This window comes from Aggregatibacter kilianii (assembly GCF_003130255.1).
Lineage (GTDB): Bacteria > Pseudomonadota > Gammaproteobacteria > Enterobacterales > Pasteurellaceae > Aggregatibacter > Aggregatibacter kilianii.
Genome location: NZ_NRCN01000001.1, coordinates 1,345,973 through 1,372,367, shown reverse-complemented (window position 1 = coordinate 1,372,367; position 26,395 = coordinate 1,345,973). Strand labels below are relative to the sequence as shown.

Here is a 26,395-nt window from a genome sequence, read left to right as displayed (position 1 = left end):
TCAGGGCATTTTGCTTTTTAAGGAAAGGTTATTTTTGTGCTAAAAGTGTGGTCGGTTTTTCAGGTGTTTCTTCCGTTGTCAAATTAGGCATCGACATGGCAGACTTTAAACCTTCTTCACGTAATTGTTGCGCCGCCGCTTTATCACCCATTTGCTCAAATACATAAGAAGCCATAGTGATGTCATTCGGCTCTAATTGGTCTTTATTAGCAATCAGGTTTTTAAATACTTCATCCGCTTTGGCAAAATCATTGTTACGCACATACAAATACCCCAATGCACGATTGGCGAGGCATTGTGCCGTCAGGTTGGCATTTTTTGCCCATTTGTTAACCACTTTCACCAATTTGCTATTGTCTTCCGGTTGCAAACGGCCAATTTGCTTGAATAACTCTTGAGCTAACGGACTGTTGTCGTCATCATCCAATTTTTTCACTAATTCCAACGTTAATTCATAGGCCGATTCATGATCATTGGCATCAATTAGACGACGAATTAACCCGAGTTTGACATAAGAATCGTTGCGACGTTTGCGTGGTTGTTCATCCCACCAATCCAATAAACCGTCCACACCGTCCTCATTCATTTTTTCATCTAACAAACCATCTTCCACCTGACGTTGCAACGTTTCAAACTCTTCGGCGGAATACAAACCGGATTTTTCCACTTGTTCAAGAATATTATCCAAGGCCTGATAGGCTTTTGATTTCAAATAAATATCCACTGCAAGCTTCAACACTTCTTTGTTACGACCGGCCATAATCAACAGACTATCTACTGAGCTACGGGCGGCTGGTAATTTATTTTGTTGCAACAAAATACGGGTGCGGGCAATTTCTAAAATCAGACTGTCTGTGCCGGCGATTTCCGTGGCTTGAATCAAATAACGGTTGGCACTGAACTCATCACCGCGCTGTTGCGCCGCCTCAGCGGCTTTAATGAAGTTCAACACCGGCTCATCGGAATGTTTGGCATTCTTGCCAATGAGTTTTTCCGCTTTGGAATAATCGCCTTCATCCATGCGCATTAAACCTTCCAAGGTTTGTTTCTGCGCTTTCACCCGCTTGCGGCGGGAGAACCAACTGTAAGTATTATTACTTAGGCGGCAAAAACGACTGATGGCTGCCTCAATGCTATACACTACCGCCATTGAAACGACGAAGAAAATCACTAAGGTTGTGAGAGACATCTCGACAATGTTATTGGCAGTTTCAATGCGAACATAACCTTGTTTGCCTGATAAATACGGCCCGGCAATTAACCCCGCCAACAATAACAACATTAAAAATAGCACTCTAATCATGGTCTATTTCTCCTATTGTTGCTCGGTTTGGTTAGGGGTGGCAGGTTCTGCACCGGGATCATTTCCCTTCGCCTCGGCATGACCTTCGGCTTTCTCTTCTGTAGCCTTATTTTCTACCGCTTTAGCATTTTCCGGATCTAAATCTTTATCGGTGGAAAGGGTTATTCTTTGTATTTCTTGTGGCTGTTTATCTAACAACTTATCTAAGGCATTTAAACTGCTTAATTGTGTCGGCACATCCACATAAATAGATTGCTCCGCCAATTCATCCAGTTTTTTCAGGAAGTTTTGCGCCACTTCCGTGCTGGTATCAAAATAGGTACGAATCCAAGACGCCACTGTTTCCAAGGATTGCTTATACAAATCATCTTGCTGACGAGGCACGGCTAAAATGGCGATTTGTAAACGCAAACGAATGTTTTCCCGTAAGTAAATATCTTGATTCGGCGCCAATAACGCTTTGCTATCGGCTTTTTTCGGCGTAATACGAATAAAATGATTTAAAAAAGAAACCGCACTTTTTTCCGCATTTTCTTTCCAATCATCTAAAGAATCCGTGAGCTTGCCGCGATTTGGATCTTCATCAAAATTCACATTGAGGACATTCAATTCATCAACATCATTAGCCAATTGAGACAACTGTTGCATAATGGCATTTTGATCCACATTACTTAGCGACAACAAGTTTTTTAAGTCAGTATGAATGGCACTGCGCACCGCCGCGACCGCAGGCAACGCCACTTTAGACAGGGTTTCATCGGCAACTTTTAATAATGACACGCTGGTATCCACATCGTGATCCAACACCAATTTACGCAATGCATTGTTCAATAAGAAATCTGCTTCGGTGAGCAACCAATCATTCGGTTGCTCAGCTTTGCTTTGGTTGGCTAAACGCTGAACTTGTTGTTGCAGTGCAGATAAATGCTGTTGTTTAGCGGCTAATTCTTGATTCAGAGCACTGATTTGGTTGCTTGCCACTTGAGAAGATTCGACTAACTTCGCCAGCTGGCTTTTTTCCGCATCAAAGTTCGGTATATCGATAGGCTCAACCACATTTTTTTGCTGAAGTTGAGTTTGAAGTGCGGTCAGTTTTTGCTGCATTTCGTCAACTTGTTGTTGTCCGAAATAATAACCGGCACCACCTAATCCAAGGGCAATCAAAATGGCTAACAAACCCAAAGCCGAACCGGTTTTCTTCACAATAACGGTTTCTTTCGGTGTAACATCGGATTCTGAGGACCTTATATTCGCTTTCTCTTCATGTTGCATGGTTGCTACTTTATCCTCTGCATTGATTTCAACTCGTTCACTTTCTGTCGCGTCTTGTTTCTCTAAATCAAGATCCTCATTGACATCAATTTTGTGTTCAATTTCCGCGTTATTTTTCGGATGATGCGATTTCTTATTAGCCATATTGATTACCTATAAAAGAGAAATGTTGGTTTAATGACATTGTAATAAAGTTTGTAGTAACGTTTGATTATCCGCACGAGGTGAAACCATCACATTCTGCCAACCTAACGCTTGGGCCAAATGGGAAATTCGTTCACTCACTGTAATAAGTTGACAACTTTTTAACCAATTATGTTCATTTTGCGGCACAAAATCCACTAATTGTGTAAGGATTTCCGCGCTGGTGACCACAATGGTTTGAATCCCCGCTCGCTTACAAAGACTGGTTTGCTCCGCACTATTATAAACGATAGGTTCCCGTCGATAACATTCGACAATATCAACGTTGGCACCACGTTTCTGCGCCTGCTCCGAGAACAACTCCCGTCCACCGTTACCGCGTAAAATTAATACTGTTTTACCTTGTAAATTTTGCATTGCGGCAAGCTGTAACAGCCCCTCGCTGTTTTCTTGGGTTGTAGGATAATGCACCGCCAAGGTTGTCGTCGCCGCAAAATGCTGTGCCGTGCTTTGCCCAACGGTGAAATATTGCAAATCATCACGCCACGCAAAGCCGGTGTTTTTTAACGCCTTATCGGCAAAATCCACCGCACTTTTTGAGACGGCGAACACATAATCACCCGCTTTCAATTGTGCAAATCTGTTCGGAAATTCATTGAGTTCCGCACCGACCTCAATATTAAACAACGGCAAATGGATAGCAACCACTCCGACCTTTGCCAACATATCCACCAACTGTTGCCCGCGTTCATCAGGGCGAGTCACCAAAACGGCCATACCGACGTCCAATACCTATGAGTAAATCGACTGCAAAATTTTGTCGGCACCTTGTGCCAAAAGCTGTTCGGCAATTTGCACACCTAAAACGTCCGCATTTTCCACCGCACTTTTGCCTTCCGCCCGAATAATTTTTGAGCCGTCAACATCACCCACTAAGGCTCTTAAATACAATTGCCCCTGTTGCAACACCGCATAACCGCCAATCGGCACTTGGCAACCACCCTGTAAATGATTGTTCATGGCGCGTTCCGCCAACACACAACAAGTGGTTTCCGCATCAGCTAACGGTGCTAATAATTGTTTTACCTGCACATCATCTGTGCGACATTCAATCCCCACAGCGCCTTGCCCGGCAGCCGGTAAGGATTGTTCGACTTCAATAAAAGAAGCGATGCGATCTGCCAAACCTAAACGAATGAGGCCGGCAGAAGCTAAAATAATCGCGTCATAATCGCCGTTATCTAACTTACTTAAACGCGTCCCCACATTACCGCGCAAAGAACGAATATCCAAATCGGGGCGTAAGGCTTTCAATTGACATTGGCGACGCAAACTCGATGTTCCCACCACTGCACCTCGTGGCAACTCAGAAAAAGTGCGGTAAGAATTAGAAACAAATGCATCACGCGGATCTTCACGTTTGCAAATTACCGCTAAGCCCAACCCTTCGGGAAATTGCATCGGCACATCTTTCATAGAGTGCACGGCAATATCCGCCTCTTTATTTAACAAGGCATTCTCTAACTCTTTGACAAATAACCCTTTACCGCCAATTTTTGCTAACGGCGAATCCAAAATGACATCGCCTTTCGTCACCATTGGTACCAATTCAACGGTTAAATCGGGATACAACTGTTGCAGAGAGTCTTTCACATAATTTGCCTGCCACAACGCCAACGGACTTTGACGGGTGGCAATTTTCAAGGTTTTTTCAAGCATGATAACAACATATTAATCTTATCTAATAGGGCCTTATCCTATCATTGTTAGCTCCAAAAGTCAGTTTCCATTTAATTTTTTTGCTTTCCATTAACACTGGTGATAGAGTAGCCGCCAACTAAGTATTACCGTCGTAAAAAACAGGATGTTACTTGAAACTTGATCTCAATAAAGCCAAAAAACGCGTGGACTATTTAGATAAGTTGCGCATTCAGCGAGCTTTATCCGACACACCTGAATCCTTTCAACAGGTTTTCAAGCTCATCCCGTTGTTGCTCCATTTTAATCATCCTGATTTACCGGGCTATGTCCCTGGTGCGCCAATCGGTATTGCTAATTTTCATCCGAATAAATTCCAACAGGAATACCTTTCGAATATTCTCGCTACCGAAAATATTAAAAACTTTCTAAAAAAACACCGCACTTTTGAGTCGGAAGCCATCCTTGGCGTCTATGTCATGGGTAGCATTGCCTCCATTGCACAAACACCACAATCCGATTTGGATATTTGGCTTTGTCATCAAGAAAACTTGAGCCTGTCGGCACGCGAACTCTTACAACAAAAAACCGAATGTATTCAACAATGGGCAAAGCGATTTAACGTGGAAATTAATTTCTATTTAATGGATCAAAAACGTTTCCGTTGCTTCCGTTATGCTGCGCCTATTAATAGTGAAAATTGCGGTTCGGCACAATACATGCTATTGCTCGATGAATTTTACCGTTCTGTGATTCGTCTTGCCGGTAAACCGTTATTATGGCTACACTTACTCATTGAAAATGAAGCGAACTACGAAGCGGAAATCGAACGCTTAACGCAAACACAACAATTGGATTTAAACGATTGGGTTGATTTCGGCGGTTTAGGCTCATTATCCGCCAATGAATATTTCGGTGCGAGCTTATGGCAGTTATATAAAGGCATTGATTATCCTTATAAATCCCTGCTCAAAATTTTGTTATTGGAAACCTACTCTTGGCATTATCCGAACACCTATTTGATTTCCCGTGAATTCAAGCAAGCTCTGCTGAACGGTGAATTAAAAGAGGAACATCAATTTGACCCGTATTTGGCTATGTTGCAACGGGTAACGGCATATTTAACCGAACAAAAAGAATATAAGCGATTGGATTTCGTACGCTGTTGTTTTTATATCAAAGTCCATGAAAATGAAGTGGAACCGGGCAAAACCAATTGGCGTTTGGATGCTTTACTCAAGCTCACTCAACAATGGGGCTGGAATTGCGGACAATTAGAATTATTAAATCTCCGTCAAAACTGGAAAATTAAACAAACCAAAAAAATGCATAATGACTTAATTAAATTCCTGATGTTAAGTTATCGCAATTTGGTAAATTTTGCCCGCAAATACCAGGTAAATGTCAGCATTATGCCACAAGATATGAGCATATTAACCCGTAAACTTTATACCGCTTTTGAAGAATTGCCGGGCAAAGTCACGTTGCTCAATCCGCAGCTTGCCGTAGATTTATCGGAACGATATCTTACCTTTATTGAAGTGCGAAATAACCGTCAATTTAAAGACGGTTGGTATGTGATTAACCAAACACCGGACATTCGTGGCTTTAGCCGTTCACGCTATACGGAATATAACGAAAGTCTCAATAAATTAATAGCTTGGGCTTATTTCAATCGTCTGCTTACCGCCAATACCGAGCTGTTTATTGCCAGTGAAAACGTTGAACTCAAAACCCTACGTCAGTTTGTCACTGACCTACGTTTAACTTTTCCCATCGAAACACAATTCGCCAGCAATTCCGATCTCAGCCATCCTTGCGAAATTCGCAGTCTTGCGGTCATCATTAATTTGACCCAAGATCCAACCCAACATTTAACGGAAATTAAGCCGAGCATTCAATCCAGTGACTTATTCAGCTTCGGGCCAAATGAAGAAAGTTTGGTCGGTAGCATTGATCTCACTTATCGCAATGTCTGGAATGAAGTGCGGACATTACATTTTGAAGGGCCAAATGCCATTTTGTTGACGTTAAAAGTACTTTCCAACAAAATTTATCGCGGAGCACCGCTACCGAAACAGGTGCAGGTGTTTTGCTATAGCCGTTATTATCGCCGTGCCTTACGTCGCATTGTGACCACCTTAATCAATAAATGCATCAGTATTCAAATCGGCGCCACCCAACCGCCAAAAAATAATTTATTGCGTGTGGCGGGAAAAAACTGGCAATTCTTCTTTGAAGAACGCGGTATTAGTCTGCAAGAAATTCATAATGCCCAGCTCACTAAAACGAGCCAACTTGACACCGCGCTTAACCATAAAGTCAACGCCACTTACCCGGCCATGGTGAAACACCATAAATACCCCCATGAAATCGATATGTTTGCCAGCGAAGGATTTTTACAATTCTTTTTTGAAGATAACCCGAACGGTAGCTTCAACGTGTATATTTTAGATGAGTTGAATCGTATCGAGATTTATCGCAACTGTGATGGCACAAAAGAGAAAAAAATTCACGAAATTAACCGAATTTATCAATCTTCAGGCTTGGATGAAAATGAGAATCCGTATAAAATCGTGCAACGTGATTTCAATTATCCGCAATTTTACCAACTGTTAACGACAAAAGAAGGGTTCACCATCGTGCCGTTCCATAGTCGCCTAGCCTTATCTTAAGGGGTCCACATGAGTGATAAATTAAAAGTATTAATTATTGATGACCATCCGTTAATGCGTCGAGGAATCAAACAACTTGTTGAGTTGGAAGAAGGTTTTGAAGTTGTCGGCGGTGCGGGAAACGGTAGCGAAGGCGTTGATTTAGCATTACAAACCGCCCCTGATCTGATTATTTTGGATCTGAATATGAAAGGGCTATCCGGCCTGGATACGCTGAAAGCGTTAAGAGCGGAAGGGGTAGATGCACGCATTGTAATTTTAACCGTATCCGATGCCAAAAATGACATATTCACCTTAATTGATGCCGGTGCCGACGGTTATTTATTAAAAGACACCGAGCCCGATACCTTGCTGTCCCAGCTTAAACGCATTGCGCAAGGTGAGGTAATTTTAAGCGACTCCATTAAAAACTTACTGCTTGAACGACAATCTTCGCAAGAGCCGATTTACTCCTTAACGGATCGTGAAATGGATGTGTTGCGCTTAATTGCCACCGGTCTTTCCAACAAGCAAATTGCCGGTCAATTATTCATTTCGGAAGAAACCGTAAAAGTACATATCCGCAATCTATTACGCAAACTTAATGTGCATTCCCGTGTGGCAGCCACCGTGTTGTATTTTGAACATAAAAACGGGTAACGCCTTTCTCCATCGAAAATAGCCGGCTTTTATTGCCGGCTATTTTTTAACAGATACCTTGACACCGACTTCAAGAAATTTTTCGGTATTATGTAGCAAATGCACAAAACGCTTGCTGAGCTTGTCGAAGCATTAGTTTTGTGTACTGGGAAGTTGAAATAACTTACACGTCGATAAACTCGGTGACCGTCATTTCAGCTTTGTGCAACGGCCACATAATTTCGAAATTTTTTGAAAATCCACCGCACTTTACATTGCAGGACTTTAGCCTAAAAGGTACACTACTGACGTTTAGTTTTGGGGTAAGTATGAAGCAATCAGGCGATAAAATAACGGGTTGGTTAGCCCGTACAGCAGTATTCTTTTGTCTTTTTTGGCAACCGTTGGCGTGGAGTGAGCATAGCGTAGATTTGCAAATTAACGGGATTAAAGACAAAAAACTCGATGAAAACGTGCGCATTTATGCGAATGCCATTGAAAAAGAAGAAAGGGACGGCTCCGAACGCTATCAGGAGTTGGTTCGTCAGGCGGTGGACAAAGGCTTACGTGCCTTTGGTTATTATGAAAGCAGTATCAACTTTACATTAAAAAATCGCACCAAGCCTAATAAACCGCAACTGATTGCCCATGTCAATGTTGGTAAACCCGTGCGAATTGCCGCCACCGACATCGTTATTGAGGGCGATGCCAAGAGCGATCCCGAATTCGTCAAATTAGAAACACAAGTACCGAAAGCCAACACCATCCTTAATCACGAAACCTACGACAATTACAAAAATAAGCTGCAGCAACTAGCCTTAACCCGAGGTTATTTCGATGCGGAATTTATCAATTCACAATTACAAGTCATGCCTTCCACTTATCAAGCATGGTGGAAACTCAATTTTGATAGCCACAAGCGTTATCACTATGGCCAAATCAACTTCCTATATGCGCAAATTCGTGAAGAATATTTACGCAATATGTTGAATATTAAACCCGGTGAAGATTATTTATTAAGTGATCTTTCCACGCTCAACAACAACTATTCCTCCACCAACTGGTTTAGCTCTGTGTTATTGCAACCGCACCTTAAAGAGGAAACTAAAACAGTTGATTTAGACGTGCTATTGTATCCGCGCAAAAAAAATATCATGAGTGTCGGGATTGGCTACTCTACCGATGTTGGCCCCCGCTTACAATGGAGTTGGACAAAGCCTTGGATTAACGATCGCGGACATAGCGTCAGAAGCAATATCTATCTTTCTTCACCGAAGCAAACCATTGAATTAACTTACAAACAACCGTTGTTAAAAAATCCGTTGAACTATTATTATGAATATTCGACAGGTTTTGAACGCGAAAACAAAAACGACACCAAAACTACCGCATCTACTTTAGCTGCCTTGCGTTATTGGAATCACCCTACCGGTTGGCAATATTCTCTCGGTTTACGGGTGCGTCATGATTCCTTTACGCAAGCCGGTATTTCCGACAAAACCTTACTACTCTATCCAACAGCGTCCTTAACCCGCACCCGTTTACGCGGCGCGTTTCCTGATTGGGGCGACTCACAACGGATTACCGTGGATTTAGGACGTAAACTGTGGTTATCGGACGTGGATTTCTTCAAAATTCAAGGTTCTACCGCCTGGATCCGAACCTATGCGCAAAACCACCGTTTTCTGACCCGTTTAGAAGTCGGCGTACTGAACACCGCCAATATCCACCGCATTCCACCCGCCTTACGTTTCTTTGCCGGCGGCGACCGTAGTGTACGTGGTTACGGATACAAAAAAATCTCACCGAAAGATCGTAACGGCAAACTCATAGGCGGTTCACGCTTGCTTACCGGATCCGTCGAGTATCAATATCAGGTTTATCAGGATTGGTGGTTGGCCACATTTGTGGATAGCGGGTTGGCGGCTAATTCTTTTACTCCGAACGAATTACGTTATGGTACCGGTGTTGGCGTGCGTTGGGCATCACCTGTCGGAGCAATTAAATTTGATATTGCCACACCGGTGCACGACAAAGACAACAGTAAAAATATTCAATTTTATATCGGGCTTGGCGCCGAAATATAAACAGGCAAACGGATAACCTCAATGACAGAACATACGGAACAAGCACCTCAAACCGAAAAACCAAAAACAAAGAAAAAATCCCTTTGGCGTCGTGTTATATGCATCATAAGTGCGGTCATTTTTTTGCCCGTTTTTACGTTGCTTGGTCTGCTCGCTACGCAAAGCGGACAACATAAACTCATCCAATGGACTGATGCCCTGCTTGATGAACTTTCTATTGAACAGGTAGAGGGAAATTTGAGCGAAGGGCTAGTGCTAAAGAATCTCCATTTCCAAACGGCCGGTGTGGACACACAGGTGACGGAAGCGCGCCTACAAATGCAACTAAGCTGTTTATGGCATTTGGATCTTTGTATTGACGATGTCACCTTACAACAACCTACCATTCAAATTGACACAGCTTCATTGCCCCCCTCGGAAGACAAGCCTAACACTGAAAATGCACCGATGAAGCGGATTCAACTGCCTATCGGCATAGCCATTCATCAGCTTGCTATTCACGATCTGAGCCTAATCATTGATAAACATAAAATGACCTTGGGCACCTTTCAAACAGCTGCATCTCTGAATAATGAAACCGGTTTAACGTTGGCACCGACAAACATTCATGATTTTGCTTTTATCAGCGCAACCGGTGATAACACAGAAAACGAAACCAAGCTGCAACCCCAAACATCAAACAAACCCATTGACTGGGCAAGCTTAGAACAAACCCTTAGCCAACCGCTTCTTACCGATTTAGGACAAATCGAGTTGCCTTTTGCTATGCATATTCAAGGTATTCACGGCAAAAATTGGCAATACCAAGCCCTTAACACAAAAGGCGAAAATGAATTAGCGATTCAAGTCACCTCCGCAGAACTCTTGGCGGATGCTACCGATGATAGAGTGCAACTGCAGTCATTTGATGTGAAAAGTTCGCTCGGCGATGTACAGGCAAACGGGCAACTACAGCTTCAAGAAGACTTTCCACTACAACTGAAGCTCAACGCCGATTTGCAAACCTTAAAACAGAAGAATACGGTGTTGTTGCCGGCAACCAAAATGAATTTGGAACTGTCAGGAATGTTAAAAAAACAGACCGCACTTTTGTTACAAACCCAAGGTGCGTTAGATGCTGAACTCCATGCAGAAGCCCAACTTGCCACCCCGAAAACGCCGTTAAACTTGAAATTAGCCATTGCTCGTGGGCAATATCCGTTTGAAGGGAAGGATCCGTTAAAAATAAAAGACGTTAACTTAGCCATAAACGGCGATCTATTAGCCTCTCAAATTCAGTTAAACGGTGCTGTCAGCGGCATGGGCATTCCTGCCAACAGTCTTGATTTACAGGCAGTCGGCCATTTATCCAACATTGAAATAAACCATTTGAAACTTAACGCCTTAGATGGTTCCGCCGAACTAAAAGGCGATGTCAATTGGCGCGACGGCTTGGGATGGGACAGCCACTTGCAGTTAGCCAAAATGAATCTAGGCACTTATTTATCGGCCTTCCCGGCAGTGCTATCAGGCCAATTAAGCTCACAAGGCAAAGCCAACCAAAACGGTTGGCAAGTGGCTGTACCCCAATTAGACATTCAAGGCTCGCTTGCACAACGTCCACTCACCTTGCAAGGAGACTTAACCGCCGATGACCAACAAGGTTTAAATATCCCGCATTTATCATTAACTTATGGTGAAAATAAGATTAATGCGCAAGGGACTATCGGCAAACTATCGGATTTCACTTTGAACATTAACGCGCCGAATTTACGCGGATTATGGTCGGATTTATCCGCAGGACTCAGCGGTAAAATAAAATTAAACGGCGATGTCACTCATCCGTTGATTGATGTGGATCTTACCGGCAATCAGATTGCTTTTCAGCATATGCATTTGAATCAGGCCGTGGTAAAAGGGCAAATCAACAGTGAAGAGCGTATTAAAGGCGAGTTGGATATTCACTTAAACGCTTTCCATTATAACGATATTAAGGTCAATCAACTTACACTTTCCGCCACGGGGGATGAACAAAAACACTCGCTACAATTGATTTCCGATGGAAATCCGCTAGCCGCAAACCTCAATTTAACCGGAAATTTTGACCGCACTTTACAGCGTTGGCAAGGCACCTTAAGCCAATTCATGATTAAATCGGAATTTGGCAATTTCCAAACAAATCATAATGTTGCGGTAACCTTTGATAATAAAACAACAGAAACGGCAATCTCCGCCCACTGCTGGATTCACAGCAACACGGATGTCTGTTTCCCACACGCCTTCAAAATGGGCGCCAACGGTGATGTACCATTTGAAATCAAACGTTTTGACTTCGCGTTAGTGAATAAAATCTTGGCACAGGAGCTACTCACAGGAAATTTGACCGGCAAAGGACGTGTGGCTTGGTTTAGCAATAAGCCACTGTCGGCGGAATTACAGCTGAACGGCAAGCATATCTCCTTTGCCAAAAAACTGGCTCGCCGCACAGTCAAATTAGATTTTCCGCAAATAAGCCTTAACGGAAATTTAGCGAATAATAATCTGACCCTGAAATCGGAAGTGAATATCCAAAACCAAGGCAAAATCAGCACCGATTTAACATTACATGATATTGCCAATGGGCGTAAATTAGGCGGTACTTTTCATATTCACAACTTGGATTTAAGTCTCGCCAATCAATTGTTAGCCAATGATGAAAGAGTCAACGGCGAACTCAAAGCCAACCTGGCATTAGGCGGTAACCTTAACGCGCCAACCTTAAACGGTAGCGTAAATTTAAATAAGCTCACGACAAAAATTCATTCACTGCCGTTCGACATTAAAGACAGCGAACTGGCATTACACTTTGCCGGCACCAGCTCTACCTTAAAAGGTTACTTACAAACGGAAGATAGCCGACTCAATCTTAGTGGCGATGCCAACTGGAAAAATATCAACGATTGGCGCACCCGCCTACACGCCCAAGCGGATCAATTTAAAGTGAATATTCCGTCCATGGCGAGATTAAAAATCAGTCCGGATGTAGAAATTAAGGCCTCACCGAAATTATTAGAATTATCCGGCAACGTGGATATCCCATGGGCTCGAATTGCGATTGAAGCTTTACCTGAAAGTGCGGTGGAGGTAAGTTCCGACGAGGTTATTTTAAATGGTAACGAGCCAAGAAAATTGCCACAAACCATCCCTTCGGAAACGCGAAGCGGCATGGAAATTAAATCGGATTTGAAAATCAAGATTGGCGATGATGTGAGCCTGAACGCTTATGGCTTAAAAACCCATCTGCACGGTTTATTATCCGTTAAGCAAGAAAAAGGCCATTTAGGATTATATGGTGAAGTTAATTTGAAAAATGGTCGCTATGCCTCTTTCGGTCAAGATTTATTGATTCGCAAAGGAGTAATCGGTTTTGTCGGCCAACCATCACAACCTTCCTTAAACATTGAAGCTATTCGTAATCCGGAAGCTATGGAAGATAACAGTGTTACCGCCGGTATCAAAGTCACCGGCATTGCCACTGCACCAAGCGTGACCATTTTTTCAGAACCCGGTATGCCACAAGATCAGGCGCTCTCCTATATTTTAACGGGTCGTTCATTGGAAAGTAGTAGTGATTCTACTTCTAGCGGTTCCGTAGGCGCGGCTCTGTTAGGCATGGGCTTGGCAAAAACCGGTAATGTTGTCGGTGGCATTGGTAAGGCATTCGGTATCAACGATCTCAACCTTGATACACAAGGGGTTGGCGATAGCTCAAAAGTAGTGGTGAGCGGTAATATTACCCCACGCTTGCAAATAAAATACGGTGTCGGCCTATTTGATGGCTTAGCCGAAGTGACATTGCGTTATCGCTTGTTACCGCAACTTTATGTACAATCTGTTTCAGGCGTCAATCAAGCCTTTGATTTACTCTATCAGTTTGAATTTTAGCAAATAACAATCTCCCGAATTATGAATAATGAAAACTTACTTAGCAAAGCCAATGAACTGCACGCCCGACGTGGTGAGGTGCGCGAAATTGCCGCCATCGATCTCGGTTCTAACAGCTTTCATATGATTGTTGCCCGCATCGTCAACGGCACGTTGCAAGTGTTATCACGTCTTAAGCAAAAAGTACAACTGGCAGAAGGTTTGGATGAAAATCAAGTGTTAAGCCAAGCAGCCATTGAACGCGGGGTAAATTGCTTGGCATTGTTTGCCGAACGTTTGCAAGGCTTCCCTGTTGCTAATGTAAGTGTAGTCGGAACTTACACGCTACGTCGTGCCATTAATAACGATGAGTTTTTGCGCCAAGCCGCCAAGGTTTTTCCCTATCCCATTAATATCATTAGCGGCAAAACCGAAGCCAAAACCATTTACGCCGGCGTTTGCCACACTCAGCCGGAAATGGGGCGAAAATTTGTCATTGATATTGGCGGTGGCTCCACAGAGATGATTATCGGTGATAATTTCACCCCTTTAATTTATGAAAGTCGCCACATGGGCTGTGTGAGTTTTGCTAAGAAATTCTTCCCTAACGGAGAGATTTCCGAAGAAAATTTCCATTTAGCCAAGCAAAGTGCGCTTAATAAAATTGAAGATCTGGCATGGGAATATCGCAATTTAGGCTGGCAGTCGGTGCTTGGTTCATCGGGCACCATCAAAACCGTGCATCAAGTCATCTGTGAAAATATCGATCCTAACGGCATCATTACTGCAGCGCGACTTGATCAGCTGATTAAACAAACCTTGCAGTTTTCTCATTTTGATCAACTGAAATTTAATGGTTTAAATCACGATCGCGCCGATGTGTTTGTCCCAGGCTTAGCGATTTTAAGAGCCATATTTGAAAATTTCCAAATCGAAAAAATGCGTTATTCCGATGGCGCGCTGCGTGAAGGCGTCATGTATAGCCTGGAAAAAAATTTTCAGGTGAATAACATTCGCGAGCGCACCGCATTAGGATTAGCAGAACAATTTAATATTGACCAAGCGCAGGCAGAACGAGTGTACCAAACAGCCTCTTTATTATTCGGTCAATATCCTCACTGGCAAAACCAAGAACTTATTGATGAAATGCAAGACGTTCTCTTTTGGGCAGCACGTTTGCATGAAGTGGGCATTGTCATCAACCACAAAAATCTGCAAAAACACTCCGCTTATATTTTATATAATACGGAATTACCGGGTTACGACAACGAGCAACATCGCCTGCTCTCCACGTTAGTACGTTATCACATGGGGAATTTTAAATTGCCGGAGATGTTCAAATTCTCCCGTTATCAGGAACAAGATGTGTTGGCGTTAATTCGGATTTTACGCTTGGCTATTATCCTCAACCGCTCCCGCCAGGCTACAGAAAAGACGGAAAAAATCACCTTAAAAATCGACCGCACTTTACACCATTGGACGTTGCAATTTACGGAAAATTATTTGCAACATAATCCGCTCATCAAAAATGAACTGACGTTTGAAAACCGCTTTTTACAAACGTTGGATCTGAGTTTATCCGCACTGTAAAACATTAAAAAAAATGACCGCACTTTATTAAAGTGCGGTCTATTTATTATGTGTTTTTAACGTTGCTAATTACGCTTTAGGACCAGCCGCAATTAATGCTTTACCTTCTGCATTTGTTGCATATTTTTCGAAGTTTTTCACGAAACGACCGGCAAGATCTTTCGCTTTAGCTTCCCATTGCGCTTTGTCTGCGTAGGTGTCACGCGGATCTAAAATCGCAGGATCTACGCCCGGTAAAGCTTTTGGAATCGCTAAATCAAAGATTGGTAACTCGCCCATTTCAGCTTTTTCGATAGAACCGTCTAAGATCGCATCGATAATACCACGGGTATCTTTAATAGAGATACGTTTACCTGTACCGTTCCAACCGGTGTTCACCAAGTAAGCTTCTGCACCTGCCGCTTGCATACGTTTAACTAACACTTCTGCATATTGAGTTGGGTGTAAGGTTAAGAATGCTGCACCGAAACAAGCTGAGAAAGTTGGTGTTGGTTCGGTAATACCACGTTCTGTACCCGCTAATTTTGCGGTAAAGCCTGATAAGAAGTAGTATTTGGTTTGTTCCGGAGTCAATTTAGAAACCGGTGGTAACACACCGAATGCGTCCGCGGTTAAGAAAATTACTTTGGTAGCATGACCTGCGCGGGAAACCGGTTTAACGATATTATCAATGTGATAAATCGGATAGGACACACGGGTATTTTCTGTTTTGGAACCGTCATCAAAGTCAACAGAACCGTCTGCACGAACAACTACGTTTTCTAATAACGCATCACGACGGATTGCGCGATAAATATCCGGTTCGTTTTCTTCAGAAAGGTGAATGGTTTTCGCGTAGCAACCACCCTCAAAGTTGAAGATACCCACATCATCCCAACCGTGCTCATCATCACCGATTAATTCACGTTTCGGATCGGTAGAAAGGGTGGTTTTACCGGTACCGGACAAGCCGAAGAACACTGCAACATCGCCATCTTTACCTACGTTAGCGGAACAGTGCATTGCACCAACACCTTTAAGCGGTAGGAAGTAGTTCATCATGGAGAACATACCTTTCTTCATTTCACCGCCGTACCAAGTACCGCCGATTAATTGAACACGTTCAGTTAAGTTGAATGCAACGAAGTTCTCAGAGTTCAAACCTTGTTCTTTCCAGTTCGGGTTGGTGCATTTAGAACCATTCATTACCACGAAGCCAGGTTTAAAATCTTTTAATTCAGCCTCTGTCGGACGGATAAACATGTTTTTCACGAAATGTGCTTGCCATGCGACTTCAGTCACGATACGTACTGCAATGCGGTCTTGCTCACTAGCACCACAGAAACCATCAATTACGAATAGACGTTTGCCGGAAAGTTGTTTAGTCACAAGACCCTTCAAGCTTGCCCAAGTTTCTTGGGTCATTGGTTTATTATCGTTTTTCGCCGCATCGGAATTCCACCAAACGGTGTCTTTTGTGGTGTCATCCAACACAATATATTTATCTTTAGGTGAACGACCTGTAAAGATACCGGTATCAACAGCCACGGCGCCGGTTGTGGTCACAGTACCTTTTTCAAAACCTTCTAAGCCCGGTTTGGTTTCTTCTTCAAATAATTGTTCATAACTTGGGTTATAAACAACTTCTTTGACATCGTGAATACCCAGTGCTTCAAGCTCTTTAATAACTTTACTTAAGTCAGTCATAAGATTACCTCTTTAGTGTTAAAAGTGTTAAAAATAAAAACTGGCTCTATTCTATAAAATTTTCTACCTAAAAACTGTTAGCTTGATCAAATATTTGAACATTACTTTATTTTTTTTCGCATTTTAAGGTAAATTATGACCGCACTTACCACGGGAACTTATCATTTTGGTCCTGTTCTAAGTAACACAATTCACTATACCACCCCAAAAGGAACAACATGAAATCAATAAAAGCCATTTTGTTGGCCGTTTTATTTTACATTCCCGGTGTTTGGGCTGCCGACCCGGCAGACTTAAACATCAAATACAGTTCTAATTATTTAATGCCTGCCTATGTACATTTTCGGTCAGACGGTTTTGAATATTCGATTAAAGCCAACATTAACGTGCCGTTATACAATATTCAGTTCACCTCCAGAGGCGCTCAAAGTAGCAATTTTTTCAATATGTTAAGTTATAAAGACATGCGCAATGACAAACCTTATGCAGAAGCGAAAATTGCCAATCGCCAAATTGAATACGGCAAAGTGAAAGACGGCTTAAAAACCGAACCTCTCACCTTGCCAACCTACGATTTATTTACTGTCGCGTTCCAACTCAGTTATTACGACAAACTGCCGAACAACTTCCAAATCACCAATGGCAAAAAACTCTATCCAATGGAGAATGTTACGCTAAACACAACCAAAAAGCAGATTAAATATAACAAACAGGACGTTACCGAAATTACCTATCAGTTTAAAACCGGCAATAAAGACATTGTGGTGAAAAAACATGAAGGAGAAAAATTCCCACGTTTTATTTCCTATAATCGTGACGGCGATGAATACGAGCTGACATTTAGTGAGTTTGTCAAAAAATAAGATTCCCACAAAAAATCAAGCCACCTTTGCAGGTGGCTTTTTGTTGCAAAAAGTGCGGTGGAAAAAACAAATGTTTTTCTGACCGCACTTTAACCTAATAATATTCGTATGAATTTTCAACAATAGTACTGCTAGGATTATTACGATTATCAAACTCTTCAATTCTCACCACATTACCATGGTTATCCAACGTATTTTTCCAGATTTTTACGGAAGATACGCTACCATCACCAAATCCATAAGGTGGAAAATCTTCAAATTGGATTTTATTTCCATTGGTATCAAAAGTCGTCACCTCTCGCCCTCCATGTACGAATTGCGTTTGTTCAACTAATTTGCCATCAATATATTTGTTGATATATTTAAAAGGTTCACCACCAAAAATCTCATTTCGGGTTTCCAGAATATTTCCATGCTCATCATAATGATGGCTATATTTGTTCATCCCATTTTCAAGTTTTTCGCAACCTTCTTCACAAGACTCATCTTCTGTTTTTTCAATGAGTAACAACCCATTTTTGTCATAGGTATTTTCAGATACGATCCGTGTTGGGGAGCCTTCCATTTTCAATGTCTGAATAACTGTTAACGTGCCATCCGGATTATTACGGTAATGATATTCGGTAAAAACATTGTCTCCTTCCTCAAAAGATTTAACCAAGCGCCCTTGTTCATCATAAATAAAGTGTAATACCTGTGTAAAACGCCCCAAAATCTCTTGTTTGGTTTTAAATCCCTGCGGATTAAAATAGGTAATCTCATGTTCATAAACCCTAGACCTATCACGTTCAATCAATTTCCTTTCCCATTTTTTAATCGGGCCCTTGAGATTTAATAAGGCTAAATCAGTTTTTTGGCTAGCAAAAAGTACGGTGGAAAACAGGGTTAAAAGGCATCCTAATAAAATGTGTCGCATAGAAGATCCGTTAGGTAAAGTAACTAAAAAAGTGCGGTGGAAAAAACAAATGTTTTTCTGACCGCACTTTAATTCTAATCTTATTATTTTAATTGCTGTTCAATAATGCCGCCGCCAAGACAAACTTCATTCAAATAGAACACGGCAGATTGTCCCGGCGTGACCGCAATTTGCGGTTCATCAAAAATGACTTTAATGCTTTCGTCATCAATAGGTTCAATGATACAAGGCACATCCGTTTGACGATAACGGGTTTTCACCGTACAACGCAACGGTTCACGAATCGGTTGACGATCGACCCAATGCAATTGTTGCGCGATTAAGCCGGTAGAAAGTAAAGCCGAATGATCATGCCCTTGCGCTACAATCAATTCATTATTCACCAGATCTTTTTCCACCACATACCATGCATCTTCGCTTGCACCTTTCACACCGCCGATGCCCAAGCCTTTGCGTTGCCCCAACGTGTGATACATCAAACCATCATGGCGACCAATAATGTCACCATCTACTGTACGAATGTTGCCCGGTTGTGCCGGCAAATAACGCGCTAAAAAATCCTTAAACTTGCGTTCGCCGATAAAACAAATACCGGTAGAATCCTTCTTCTTCGCCGTTACCAAGCCTAAATCTTCAGCAATAGCACGTACAATCGGTTTTTCAATATCGCCCACCGGAAACAGACTTTGTCCCACTTGCTTACTGCTCAATGTGTATAAAAAATAGCTCTGATCTTTGTTGGCATCCAAACCGCGCAATAATTGTGCGTTGTCATCTGCGCCGCGACGACGAACATAATGCCCGGTAGCGATATAGTTCGCGCCTAAATCTTCCGCTGCGTATTCTAAAAAGGCTTTAAATTTAATTTCTTTGTTACACAGAATATCCGGATTCGGAGTACGCCCGGCCTTATATTCGTTAAGGAAATGCTCAAATACATTATCCCAATACTCTGCCGCAAAATTGATTTTATGCAACTTAATCCCGAGCTTGTCACACACGGCCTGCGCGTCCGCTAAATCCGCGGCGGCTGTACAATAATCGGTATCGTCATCCTCTTCCCAATTCTTCATAAACAAGCCTTCCACTTGGTAGCCTTGTTGTTGAAGAATAAATGCAGAAACCGAGGAATCCACTCCGCCGGACATGCCACAAATCACTTTTTTCGTGGCATTTTGGGCAAGTTGCTCAGCAGAGAGTTTCGGGAAATGTTTTTCGTAAGTTTGTGATTTCATAGTTTAGTAATAAACGTTCCACTAAATAAATAATTGGGCATTCTACCGCAAATCAAGTAAGAGTAAAAATGCCCGACAATTTCGGGCACTTTCATACAGGTTACGACATGATCACTTCATTGAACGTCGAGAAGTTACCGTTTTCCCTCCAATCCCCCAGTTATCCATATCGACTTCCTCAATAACCACCACTGTCGTTTCAGGATTTTTGTTTAACACTTTCTGTAATAAATGGGTGACACCTTCAATTAACTCTGCTTTTTGTTTAGCTGTCGGAGCTTCTGCGCCACCGGTCACTTTAATATTGACATACGGCATACTGTTCTCTCATCACAATGTTAAATAGAACTACTTCACTTCGTAAAACTGAGCTTTCTCTTTTAGTGCGAATTTTTGTTCATATTCTGCCTTGGCGTTTTCATCGCCGGCATCCAATTTAGATTGCAACGTATCGCAAGGCTTATCGCAATCACAGGCTTTCGCAATCCCTAAAGACGATAAACCGCCACAACTGCCTTTGAGGGCTTGACGCTTAACAATGTACCCCAATGCCATGGCTAAGATAATCAGAATAAAAATTCCGAAAGTTACTAAAAATAATTTCATAATCACTCCATAAATAGTCAAAAATTTCACCGCACTTTATGGCTAAAAACGCTATTAAAGTGCGGTCGTTTTTTGCGGTGTTTATTGTTCCAATAATTTTTTAAACTCAGTAGACATTTCTGTACGATAGCCCTTGCCGTCCTTAATAATCATAAAAATCGGCAATTTTTCCTGCTCTGCCACTGCTAAAGCTTTCTGCTCACCTAATACGAATAAACCGGTGGAAAGCCCGTCAGCAGTCATAGAGCTTGGCGCTAATACGGTAATCGATGCCAATGCGTGCTGAATCGGAGAGCCCGTTTTCGGATCAATTTCATGGGAAAAACGCACGCCGTCTTGTTCAAAATAATTACGATAATCGCCTGAGGTTGCCATCGCCACATTATTTAAACCGATGATCTGCTGAGCAGCTTGCTGGCCATCAAACGTCGGGCGTTCAATAGCGATTTGCCACAGTTTATTTTCGGCATTTTTTCCTTTAGTACGAATCTCACCACCGATTTCCACCATGTAGTTTTGCACATTAATACTTTCTAAATAATCAGCCACCTGATCAACACCAAAGCCTTTGGCGATAGAAGAAAGATCCACGTAAAGTTGTGGCACGGCTTTTGTTAAGAAGGATTTACCACCCTCTTCGGTGAGTGACAACTTATCAATGCCCACCCACGCCTGACGCTCGGCAATTTGCTCGGGCGTTGGCTGTTTATCAATGCGTTTTTCCGGCCCAAACCCCCAAAGATTCACTACTGGCCCGACCGTTACATCCAGTGAGCCTTGCGTAACTTTGTTTAACCGAATGGCTTCTTTCACAACTTTAGCCAAATCGGCGGACACTTCTATCGGCGTATTGGTTTGTGTATTTTGGTTAAAGAGGCTGAGCTCCGAATCCTGAATATAAGTGGACATTTTCGCATTCACATCTTTTAGAATGGCTTCAATCTGTTCATGCGCTTGCTGTGATGGGGCGGAAACATTACCGTTACTCAAATATTTAATATGATAGGTGGTTCCCATGGTTTTACCGTTGAGGGAAATAATTTCGATTTCATTTTTCGGCGACTCCGCTTGTTGTGATGTAGTTGGTTGATCGCAGGCACTTAATGCCAATGCCATGGACGCGAGGGCTAACCCGCGGGCGAGAGAGTTAAAGATTTGCACGATACTTTCCTAATATTAAACGGATCACACGCAAACCAACTGATCAATTAGTTTGCGTATGATAAATTAAAATACAAAAATCTGGTAAATATTAACCGCACTTCGAAAAAGTGCGGTCAATTTTTAGTATGTTTTTAACCGAAGAAAGGTTAACCACCGAAGTCATCTAATAAGATATTTTCATCTTCAACACCGAGGTCTTTCAACATTTTGATTACCGCAGCATTCATGACCGGAGGTCCGCACATATAGTATTCACAATCTTCCGGCGCTTCGTGATTTTTCAAATAGTTTTCATAAAGCACGTTGTGAATAAAGCCTGTGTAACCTGTCCAATTGTCTTCCGGCAATGCATCTGAAAGCGCCACATGCCATACGAAGTTTGGATTTTCGGCTTGCAATTGGTCAAAGTCTTCTTGATAGAAGATTTCACGTTTAGAACGCGCACCATACCAGAATGACATTTTACGTTTAGAGTGTAAACGTTTTAATTGGTCGAAGATATGGGAACGCATTGGCGCCATACCCGCACCACCACCGATAAAGACCATTTCATTGTCGGTTTCTTTCGCGAAGAATTCACCGAATGGACCGGAAATGATTACCTTATCACCGGCTTTTAATGACCAAATGTAGGAAGACATTTGTCCCGGAGGTGCATCAGGTTGACGTGGCGGAGGCGTTGCAATACGCACGTTAAGCATGATGATGCCTTTCTCTTCCGGATATGATGCCATTGAGTAAGCACGGATAATATGATCATCCACTTTGGATACATAGCGCCATAAGTCGTATTTATCCCAGTCTTCATGGTACTCTTCCGGAATATCAAAATCTTTATAGTGAACCGTATGCGGTTCTGCTTCGATTTGGATATAACCACCAGCACGGAATGGTACTTCTTCGCCTTCCGGAATAGCCAATTTGAGCTCTTTGATGAAAGTGGCTTTGTTATCGTTAGAAATAACGGTACATTCCCATTTTTTCACACCAAAAATTTCTTCCGGCAATTCGATATCCATGCTGTTTTTTACATTAACTTGGCAGGATAGACGATAACCTTCTTTAGCTTCACGTTTGGTGATATGAGACAACTCAGTCGGTAAGATTTCACCGCCGCCGCTTTTCACTTTGACGATACATTGACCACAAGAGCCACCACCGCCACACGCGGAAGAGACGAAAATGCCTTTGCTGGCAAGCGCACCGAGTAACTTACCACCGGCAGGTAAAGTAATGGCTTTGCTCGGGTCATCATTAATTTTAATGGTAATGTCGCCGGAATCCACTAATTTAGATTTAGCAAATAAAATAATGGCCACAAGCACTAAAACGATAGCAGTAAAAGCTGCAACACCGAGTACAAGAATTGTTGTTTCGTTCATTTATGCACTCCTTATAACTGAATACCGGAGAATGACATAAAGCCGAGCGCCATTAAGCCTGCAGAGATAAAGGTAATTCCCAAACCTCTTAAACCGGCCGGCACATCAGAATATTTCATTTTCTCAGTTAAACCCGCTAATGCAACAATTGCCAGCATCCAACCTACACCTGCGCCGATACCATAAACGGCAGATTCAGCAAAAGTATATTCACGTTGGATGGCAAAGGATACACCACCGAAGATCGCACAGTTTACAGCAATAAGCGGAAGGAAAATCCCCAATGCGTTATACAGAGCCGGGAAGAATTTATCGAGCGTCATTTCAAGAATTTGAACGATACCCGCGATAATCCCGATAAACGTAATAAAACTTAAGAAGGATAAATCTACGCCTTCAACTAAGGCACCATCTTTTAACACATGTTCAAATACAAATTGGTTCGCCGGCACAGAAATGCCAAGCACAACTGTTACTGCAACCCCTAAGCCGAATGCTGTTGACACTTTTTTCGATACGGCAAGGAAAGTACACATCCCTAAGAAGAAAGAAAGCGCCATATTTTCAATGAAGATCGCCTTCACAAATAGGCTAATATAATGTTCCATTGATTATTTCTCCTGTTGCTCAGGTTTCCACGTTCTTAAGCCCCAAATGATAAAGCCGATAATAAAGAACGCACTTGGTGCAAGAAGGAACAAGCCGTTTGGTTGATACCAACCACCGTCTTGAATGGTTTGGAATACTGGGAAACCAAGTAAACGACCAGAACCAATTAACTCGCGTAACGTTGCAACAATTAATAAAATTGCACCGTAACCTAAACCGTTACCGATACCGTCAACAAAGCTCTCAAGCGGACGGGATTTCATCGCAAAAGCTTCTGCACGACCCATCACGATACAGTTGGTAATAATCAAGCCCACGAATACCGAGAGCTGTTTAGATAAACCATAAGCAAAAGCTTTCAATACTTGGTCAACCAAAATTACCAAAGAAGCGATAATTGCCAGTTGTACAATGATACGAATACTATTTGGAATGTAATGGCGAATCATTGAAATAAACATACTGGAAAAACCGGTTACTAAACTTACCGCAATTGCCATAACGATAGCGGTTTGTAATTGAGTTGTTACCGCTAATGCAGAACAAATACCCAAAATTTGCAGCGCAATCGGATTATTTTTTACGATCGGATCAAGCAAAAGTGCTTTTAAATTGCTTTTTGCATCAGCCATTATCTTGCCCCCGCTTTAAATTTTGCTAAGAATGGACCAAAACCATTTTGACTAAACCAATAATCAAAAGAACCTTGCACACCATTTGAGGTTAAGGTTGCACCTGATAAGGCATCAACGCCGTGTTCTTTGTTAGAAGACGCATTTTTAGCAACACGAATAGCCACACGTTGATTATCATCAAACAGTTTCTTATCTACGAAAAGTGCTTGCCAACGCGGATTGGCGATTTCACCACCAAGACCGGCGGTTTCACCTTGATCATAGTAAGTAATGCCTTTGATGGTATTGGCATCTGGGGCAACCGCAACGAAACCGTACATTGTTGACCATAAACCGCGACCGTACATCGGCAATATGACTTGATTGACCTGACCTTGTTCATCTTTTACAAGGTAAACACGTGCTTGATTCGCACGCACTTTAATACCCGCTTTATCTTGCTCAGCAGGAATTGCTTGGCTAAGTGCGGTCGATTTTACCGCTGTTTTCGGGTCAAATTTCTCAACATCTTCTTTTGAAGCCTGAATGAAATCACCACTTTGCAAATCAACTAAGCGTGGTTCGATAAATTTGTTATAGGTATCTCTAATGACGGAAGCACTATCTTCTTTCATTAAACCTGAAACGGTTAAAATATTACGTTGAACGTCAAGCGCTTTTTGCTCATCTTGCTTGGTTTTGAGGGCAACTGCAGCACCAGAAACCACGATGGAACACACAAGACTCAATAACACAACGACGGTTACGGTTCCGCCAACGCTATCTTTATTAAATTTAGCCATTTGTTCTTGCTCTCCGACGTTTGATATTTGCCTGAACAACGATATAGTCGAAAATCGGTGCGAATAAGTTAGCGAATAAAATAGCCAACATCATCCCTTCAGGATAAGCAGGGTTTACCACTCGAATTAATACGCACATAAAGCCGATTAACGCACCATACCACCATTTACCTTTATTGGTGAATGCCGCAGAGACAGGATCGGTTGCCATAAAGAACATACCTAACGCAAAACCGCCTAATACCAAGTGCCAATGCCAAGGCATGGAAAACATGTGGTTGGTGGTTGAGCCGATAAGGTTAAATAAGGTAGAAGTGGCGATCATCCCAATCATCACACCTGCAATAATGCGCCAAGAAGCAATACGTGCAAACACAATAATTGCTGCACCGATAATTAACGCAATGGTGGAAACCTCACCGATTGATCCCGGAATATTTCCTAAGAACGCATCCATCCAAGTGATTGGTTGACCGGTTACGGTGTGCTGTAACGCGTGTTGACCACCGGCAGACCACTGAGCCAATGCAGTCGCACCGGAAAAACCGTCTGCAGCCGTCCACACCAAATCACCGGAAATTTGCGCCGGATAAGCAAAGAATAAGAATGCACGGCCTGCCAATGCAGGGTTCATAAAGTTCTTACCGACACCGCCAAAAATTTCTTTTGCCACTACAACCCCGAAAGTGGTTGCTAACGCAGCTTGCCATAATGGTAAAGTAGGCGGAACGATTAAGGCTAATAAGATAGAAGTAACAAAGAAACCTTCGTTAATTTCATGTTTACGAATCATCGCAAACAACACTTCCCAGAAACCACCCACTAAAAATACCACAAGGTAAATTGGTAGGAAGAAAAGTGAGCCAAGTCCTATTTTAGATAACACGCCTGCATCTTGGGAAAGCCAACCTAACGTATTGGCTAATGCAAAGTGCCAATCATTTACCACATTTTTTGCAACATTTTGGCTAAAGACATCAGCCGCGCCTAATTGACCTAACGCAGTAAGTGATTGTGCACCAACGTTGTACATACCATAGAACATGGCAGGAAATAACGCTAACCACACTAGCACCATCATACGTTTTGAATCTAAAGCATCACGAACGTGGGACGCTTTATGCGTAACTGTACCCGGTGTATATAAGAACGTATAGGTTGCTTCAAACAACGCATACCATTTCTCCAGTTTTCCGCCGGGTAAAAACGCGGGTTCCATTTTCTCAAAAAGATGTTTTAACCCCATTT

21 protein-coding genes are annotated in these 26,395 nt (G+C 42.4%); 6 read left to right on the top strand and 15 right to left on the bottom strand.

The window, feature by feature from the left end:
- Window positions 1-28: 28 nt before the first annotated feature.
- The 4 genes from DK428_RS06485 to hemC are packed head-to-tail and all read right to left on the bottom strand — an operon-like array spanning window position 29 to window position 4,438.
- Window positions 29-1,303: a heme biosynthesis protein HemY gene (locus DK428_RS06485; protein ID WP_109064499.1), complete on the bottom strand. Its 1,275-nt coding sequence runs from the start codon at window positions 1,301-1,303 to the stop codon at window positions 29-31.
- A gap of 12 nt (window positions 1,304-1,315) precedes the next feature.
- Window positions 1,316-2,719, bottom strand: a complete 1,404-nt coding sequence (locus DK428_RS06480; RefSeq protein WP_109064500.1) for a uroporphyrinogen-III C-methyltransferase — start codon at window positions 2,717-2,719, stop codon at window positions 1,316-1,318.
- Between the two features lie 30 nt (window positions 2,720-2,749).
- Window positions 2,750-3,496: a uroporphyrinogen-III synthase gene (locus tag DK428_RS06475; protein WP_109064501.1), complete on the bottom strand. Its 747-nt coding sequence runs from the start codon at window positions 3,494-3,496 to the stop codon at window positions 2,750-2,752.
- 15 nt (window positions 3,497-3,511) lie between these two features.
- The gene (hemC, locus tag DK428_RS06470) at window positions 3,512-4,438 is read right to left on the bottom strand and encodes a hydroxymethylbilane synthase (protein ID WP_109064502.1); all 927 of its coding nucleotides are present in this window, start codon (window positions 4,436-4,438) and stop codon (window positions 3,512-3,514) included.
- 152 nt (window positions 4,439-4,590) lie between these two features.
- Here hemC and DK428_RS06465 point away from each other — a divergent pair, with 152 nt between their 5' ends.
- The 5 genes from DK428_RS06465 to ppx all read left to right on the top strand — a co-directional run bounded on the left by DK428_RS06465 (window position 4,591) and on the right by ppx (window position 15,269).
- Window positions 4,591-7,092 carry a class I adenylate cyclase gene (locus DK428_RS06465; RefSeq protein ID WP_109064503.1) on the top strand — a complete coding sequence of 834 codons (2,502 nt, stop codon included), beginning with the start codon at window positions 4,591-4,593 and terminating at the stop codon, window positions 7,090-7,092.
- A 9-nt stretch (window positions 7,093-7,101) separates the two neighbouring features.
- On the top strand, window positions 7,102-7,731 hold the full coding sequence (narL, locus tag DK428_RS06460; protein ID WP_109064504.1) for a two-component system response regulator NarL: 630 nt from the start codon (window positions 7,102-7,104) through the stop codon (window positions 7,729-7,731).
- A 308-nt stretch (window positions 7,732-8,039) separates the two neighbouring features.
- Window positions 8,040-9,797: an autotransporter assembly complex protein TamA gene (gene tamA, locus DK428_RS06455; protein WP_239493779.1), complete on the top strand. Its 1,758-nt coding sequence runs from the start codon at window positions 8,040-8,042 to the stop codon at window positions 9,795-9,797.
- 21 nt (window positions 9,798-9,818) lie between these two features.
- The gene (gene tamB / locus DK428_RS06450; protein ID WP_109064505.1) at window positions 9,819-13,700 is read left to right on the top strand and encodes an autotransporter assembly complex protein TamB; all 3,882 of its coding nucleotides are present in this window, start codon (window positions 9,819-9,821) and stop codon (window positions 13,698-13,700) included.
- A 21-nt stretch (window positions 13,701-13,721) separates the two neighbouring features.
- Complete coding sequence (gene ppx, locus DK428_RS06445) at window positions 13,722-15,269, top strand: exopolyphosphatase (protein WP_109064506.1); 1,548 nt, start codon at window positions 13,722-13,724, stop codon at window positions 15,267-15,269.
- Window positions 15,270-15,338: 69 nt separating this feature from the next.
- Here the strand turns inward: ppx and pckA are convergent, their stop codons facing one another.
- Entirely contained in the window at window positions 15,339-16,955 is a 1,617-nt protein-coding gene (gene pckA / locus DK428_RS06440; RefSeq protein WP_109064507.1) for a phosphoenolpyruvate carboxykinase (ATP), read from the bottom strand.
- A 218-nt stretch (window positions 16,956-17,173) separates the two neighbouring features.
- Between pckA and DK428_RS06435 the strand changes: the two genes are divergently transcribed.
- Entirely contained in the window at window positions 17,174-17,818 is a 645-nt protein-coding gene (locus DK428_RS06435; RefSeq protein WP_109064508.1) for a hypothetical protein, read from the top strand.
- Between the two features lie 94 nt (window positions 17,819-17,912).
- On the opposite strand, the gene DK428_RS06430 is transcribed toward DK428_RS06435, so the two are convergent.
- The 10 genes from DK428_RS06430 to DK428_RS06385 form a co-directional block, all read right to left on the bottom strand.
- Window positions 17,913-18,734: a hypothetical protein gene (locus DK428_RS06430; RefSeq protein ID WP_109064509.1), complete on the bottom strand. Its 822-nt coding sequence runs from the start codon at window positions 18,732-18,734 to the stop codon at window positions 17,913-17,915.
- A gap of 83 nt (window positions 18,735-18,817) precedes the next feature.
- Window positions 18,818-19,969: a tRNA 2-thiouridine(34) synthase MnmA gene (gene mnmA / locus DK428_RS06425; protein WP_109064510.1), complete on the bottom strand. Its 1,152-nt coding sequence runs from the start codon at window positions 19,967-19,969 to the stop codon at window positions 18,818-18,820.
- Window positions 19,970-20,080: 111 nt separating this feature from the next.
- Entirely contained in the window at window positions 20,081-20,287 is a 207-nt protein-coding gene (locus DK428_RS06420) for a tautomerase family protein (protein WP_109064511.1), read from the bottom strand.
- Between the two features lie 30 nt (window positions 20,288-20,317).
- The gene (gene nqrM / locus DK428_RS06415; RefSeq protein WP_109064512.1) at window positions 20,318-20,575 is read right to left on the bottom strand and encodes a (Na+)-NQR maturation NqrM; all 258 of its coding nucleotides are present in this window, start codon (window positions 20,573-20,575) and stop codon (window positions 20,318-20,320) included.
- Window positions 20,576-20,656: 81 nt separating this feature from the next.
- The gene (locus DK428_RS06410) at window positions 20,657-21,691 is read right to left on the bottom strand and encodes an FAD:protein FMN transferase (protein WP_109064616.1); all 1,035 of its coding nucleotides are present in this window, start codon (window positions 21,689-21,691) and stop codon (window positions 20,657-20,659) included.
- 194 nt (window positions 21,692-21,885) lie between these two features.
- Complete coding sequence (gene nqrF / locus DK428_RS06405; protein WP_109064513.1) at window positions 21,886-23,121, bottom strand: NADH:ubiquinone reductase (Na(+)-transporting) subunit F; 1,236 nt, start codon at window positions 23,119-23,121, stop codon at window positions 21,886-21,888.
- An 11-nt stretch (window positions 23,122-23,132) separates the two neighbouring features.
- Window positions 23,133-23,729 carry an NADH:ubiquinone reductase (Na(+)-transporting) subunit E gene (gene nqrE, locus DK428_RS06400; protein WP_109064514.1) on the bottom strand — a complete coding sequence of 199 codons (597 nt, stop codon included), beginning with the start codon at window positions 23,727-23,729 and terminating at the stop codon, window positions 23,133-23,135.
- A 3-nt stretch (window positions 23,730-23,732) separates the two neighbouring features.
- Window positions 23,733-24,362, bottom strand: a complete 630-nt coding sequence (locus tag DK428_RS06395; protein WP_005633380.1) for an NADH:ubiquinone reductase (Na(+)-transporting) subunit D — start codon at window positions 24,360-24,362, stop codon at window positions 23,733-23,735.
- Window positions 24,362-25,147, bottom strand: a complete 786-nt coding sequence (locus DK428_RS06390) for a Na(+)-translocating NADH-quinone reductase subunit C (RefSeq protein ID WP_109064515.1) — start codon at window positions 25,145-25,147, stop codon at window positions 24,362-24,364. Before DK428_RS06390 ends, DK428_RS06395 begins: the two co-directional genes overlap by 1 nt.
- The gene (locus DK428_RS06385; protein WP_109064516.1) at window positions 25,140-26,393 is read right to left on the bottom strand and encodes an NADH:ubiquinone reductase (Na(+)-transporting) subunit B; all 1,254 of its coding nucleotides are present in this window, start codon (window positions 26,391-26,393) and stop codon (window positions 25,140-25,142) included. The genes DK428_RS06390 and DK428_RS06385 overlap by 8 nt, the downstream gene beginning before the upstream one ends.
- Window positions 26,394-26,395 lie beyond the last annotated feature (2 nt).

What these genes read in the sequence shown, in the direction of transcription:
- DK428_RS06485 (WP_109064499.1), bottom strand. Translation starts at nt 1,303, where the DNA reads ATGATTAGAGTGCTATTTTTAATGTTGTTATTGTTGGCGGGGTTAATT.
- DK428_RS06480 (WP_109064500.1), bottom strand. Translation starts at nt 2,719, where the DNA reads ATGGCTAATAAGAAATCGCATCATCCGAAAAATAACGCGGAAATTGAA.
- DK428_RS06475 (WP_109064501.1), bottom strand. Translation starts at nt 3,496, where the DNA reads ATGGCCGTTTTGGTGACTCGCCCTGATGAACGCGGGCAACAGTTGGTG.
- hemC (WP_109064502.1), bottom strand. Translation starts at nt 4,438, where the DNA reads ATGCTTGAAAAAACCTTGAAAATTGCCACCCGTCAAAGTCCGTTGGCG.
- narL (WP_109064504.1), top strand. Translation starts at nt 7,102, where the DNA reads ATGAGTGATAAATTAAAAGTATTAATTATTGATGACCATCCGTTAATG.
- tamA (WP_239493779.1), top strand. Translation starts at nt 8,040, where the DNA reads ATGAAGCAATCAGGCGATAAAATAACGGGTTGGTTAGCCCGTACAGCA.
- tamB (WP_109064505.1), top strand. Translation starts at nt 9,819, where the DNA reads ATGACAGAACATACGGAACAAGCACCTCAAACCGAAAAACCAAAAACA.
- ppx (WP_109064506.1), top strand. Translation starts at nt 13,722, where the DNA reads ATGAATAATGAAAACTTACTTAGCAAAGCCAATGAACTGCACGCCCGA.
- pckA (WP_109064507.1), bottom strand. Translation starts at nt 16,955, where the DNA reads ATGACTGACTTAAGTAAAGTTATTAAAGAGCTTGAAGCACTGGGTATT.
- DK428_RS06435 (WP_109064508.1), top strand. Translation starts at nt 17,174, where the DNA reads ATGAAATCAATAAAAGCCATTTTGTTGGCCGTTTTATTTTACATTCCC.
- DK428_RS06430 (WP_109064509.1), bottom strand. Translation starts at nt 18,734, where the DNA reads ATGCGACACATTTTATTAGGATGCCTTTTAACCCTGTTTTCCACCGTA.
- mnmA (WP_109064510.1), bottom strand. Translation starts at nt 19,969, where the DNA reads ATGAAATCACAAACTTACGAAAAACATTTCCCGAAACTCTCTGCTGAG.
- DK428_RS06420 (WP_109064511.1), bottom strand. Translation starts at nt 20,287, where the DNA reads ATGCCGTATGTCAATATTAAAGTGACCGGTGGCGCAGAAGCTCCGACA.
- nqrM (WP_109064512.1), bottom strand. Translation starts at nt 20,575, where the DNA reads ATGAAATTATTTTTAGTAACTTTCGGAATTTTTATTCTGATTATCTTA.
- DK428_RS06410 (WP_109064616.1), bottom strand. Translation starts at nt 21,691, where the DNA reads ATGGCATTGGCATTAAGTGCCTGCGATCAACCAACTACATCACAACAA.
- nqrF (WP_109064513.1), bottom strand. Translation starts at nt 23,121, where the DNA reads ATGAACGAAACAACAATTCTTGTACTCGGTGTTGCAGCTTTTACTGCT.
- nqrE (WP_109064514.1), bottom strand. Translation starts at nt 23,729, where the DNA reads ATGGAACATTATATTAGCCTATTTGTGAAGGCGATCTTCATTGAAAAT.
- DK428_RS06395 (WP_005633380.1), bottom strand. Translation starts at nt 24,362, where the DNA reads ATGGCTGATGCAAAAAGCAATTTAAAAGCACTTTTGCTTGATCCGATC.
- DK428_RS06390 (WP_109064515.1), bottom strand. Translation starts at nt 25,147, where the DNA reads ATGGCTAAATTTAATAAAGATAGCGTTGGCGGAACCGTAACCGTCGTT.
- DK428_RS06385 (WP_109064516.1), bottom strand. Translation starts at nt 26,393, where the DNA reads ATGGGGTTAAAACATCTTTTTGAGAAAATGGAACCCGCGTTTTTACCC.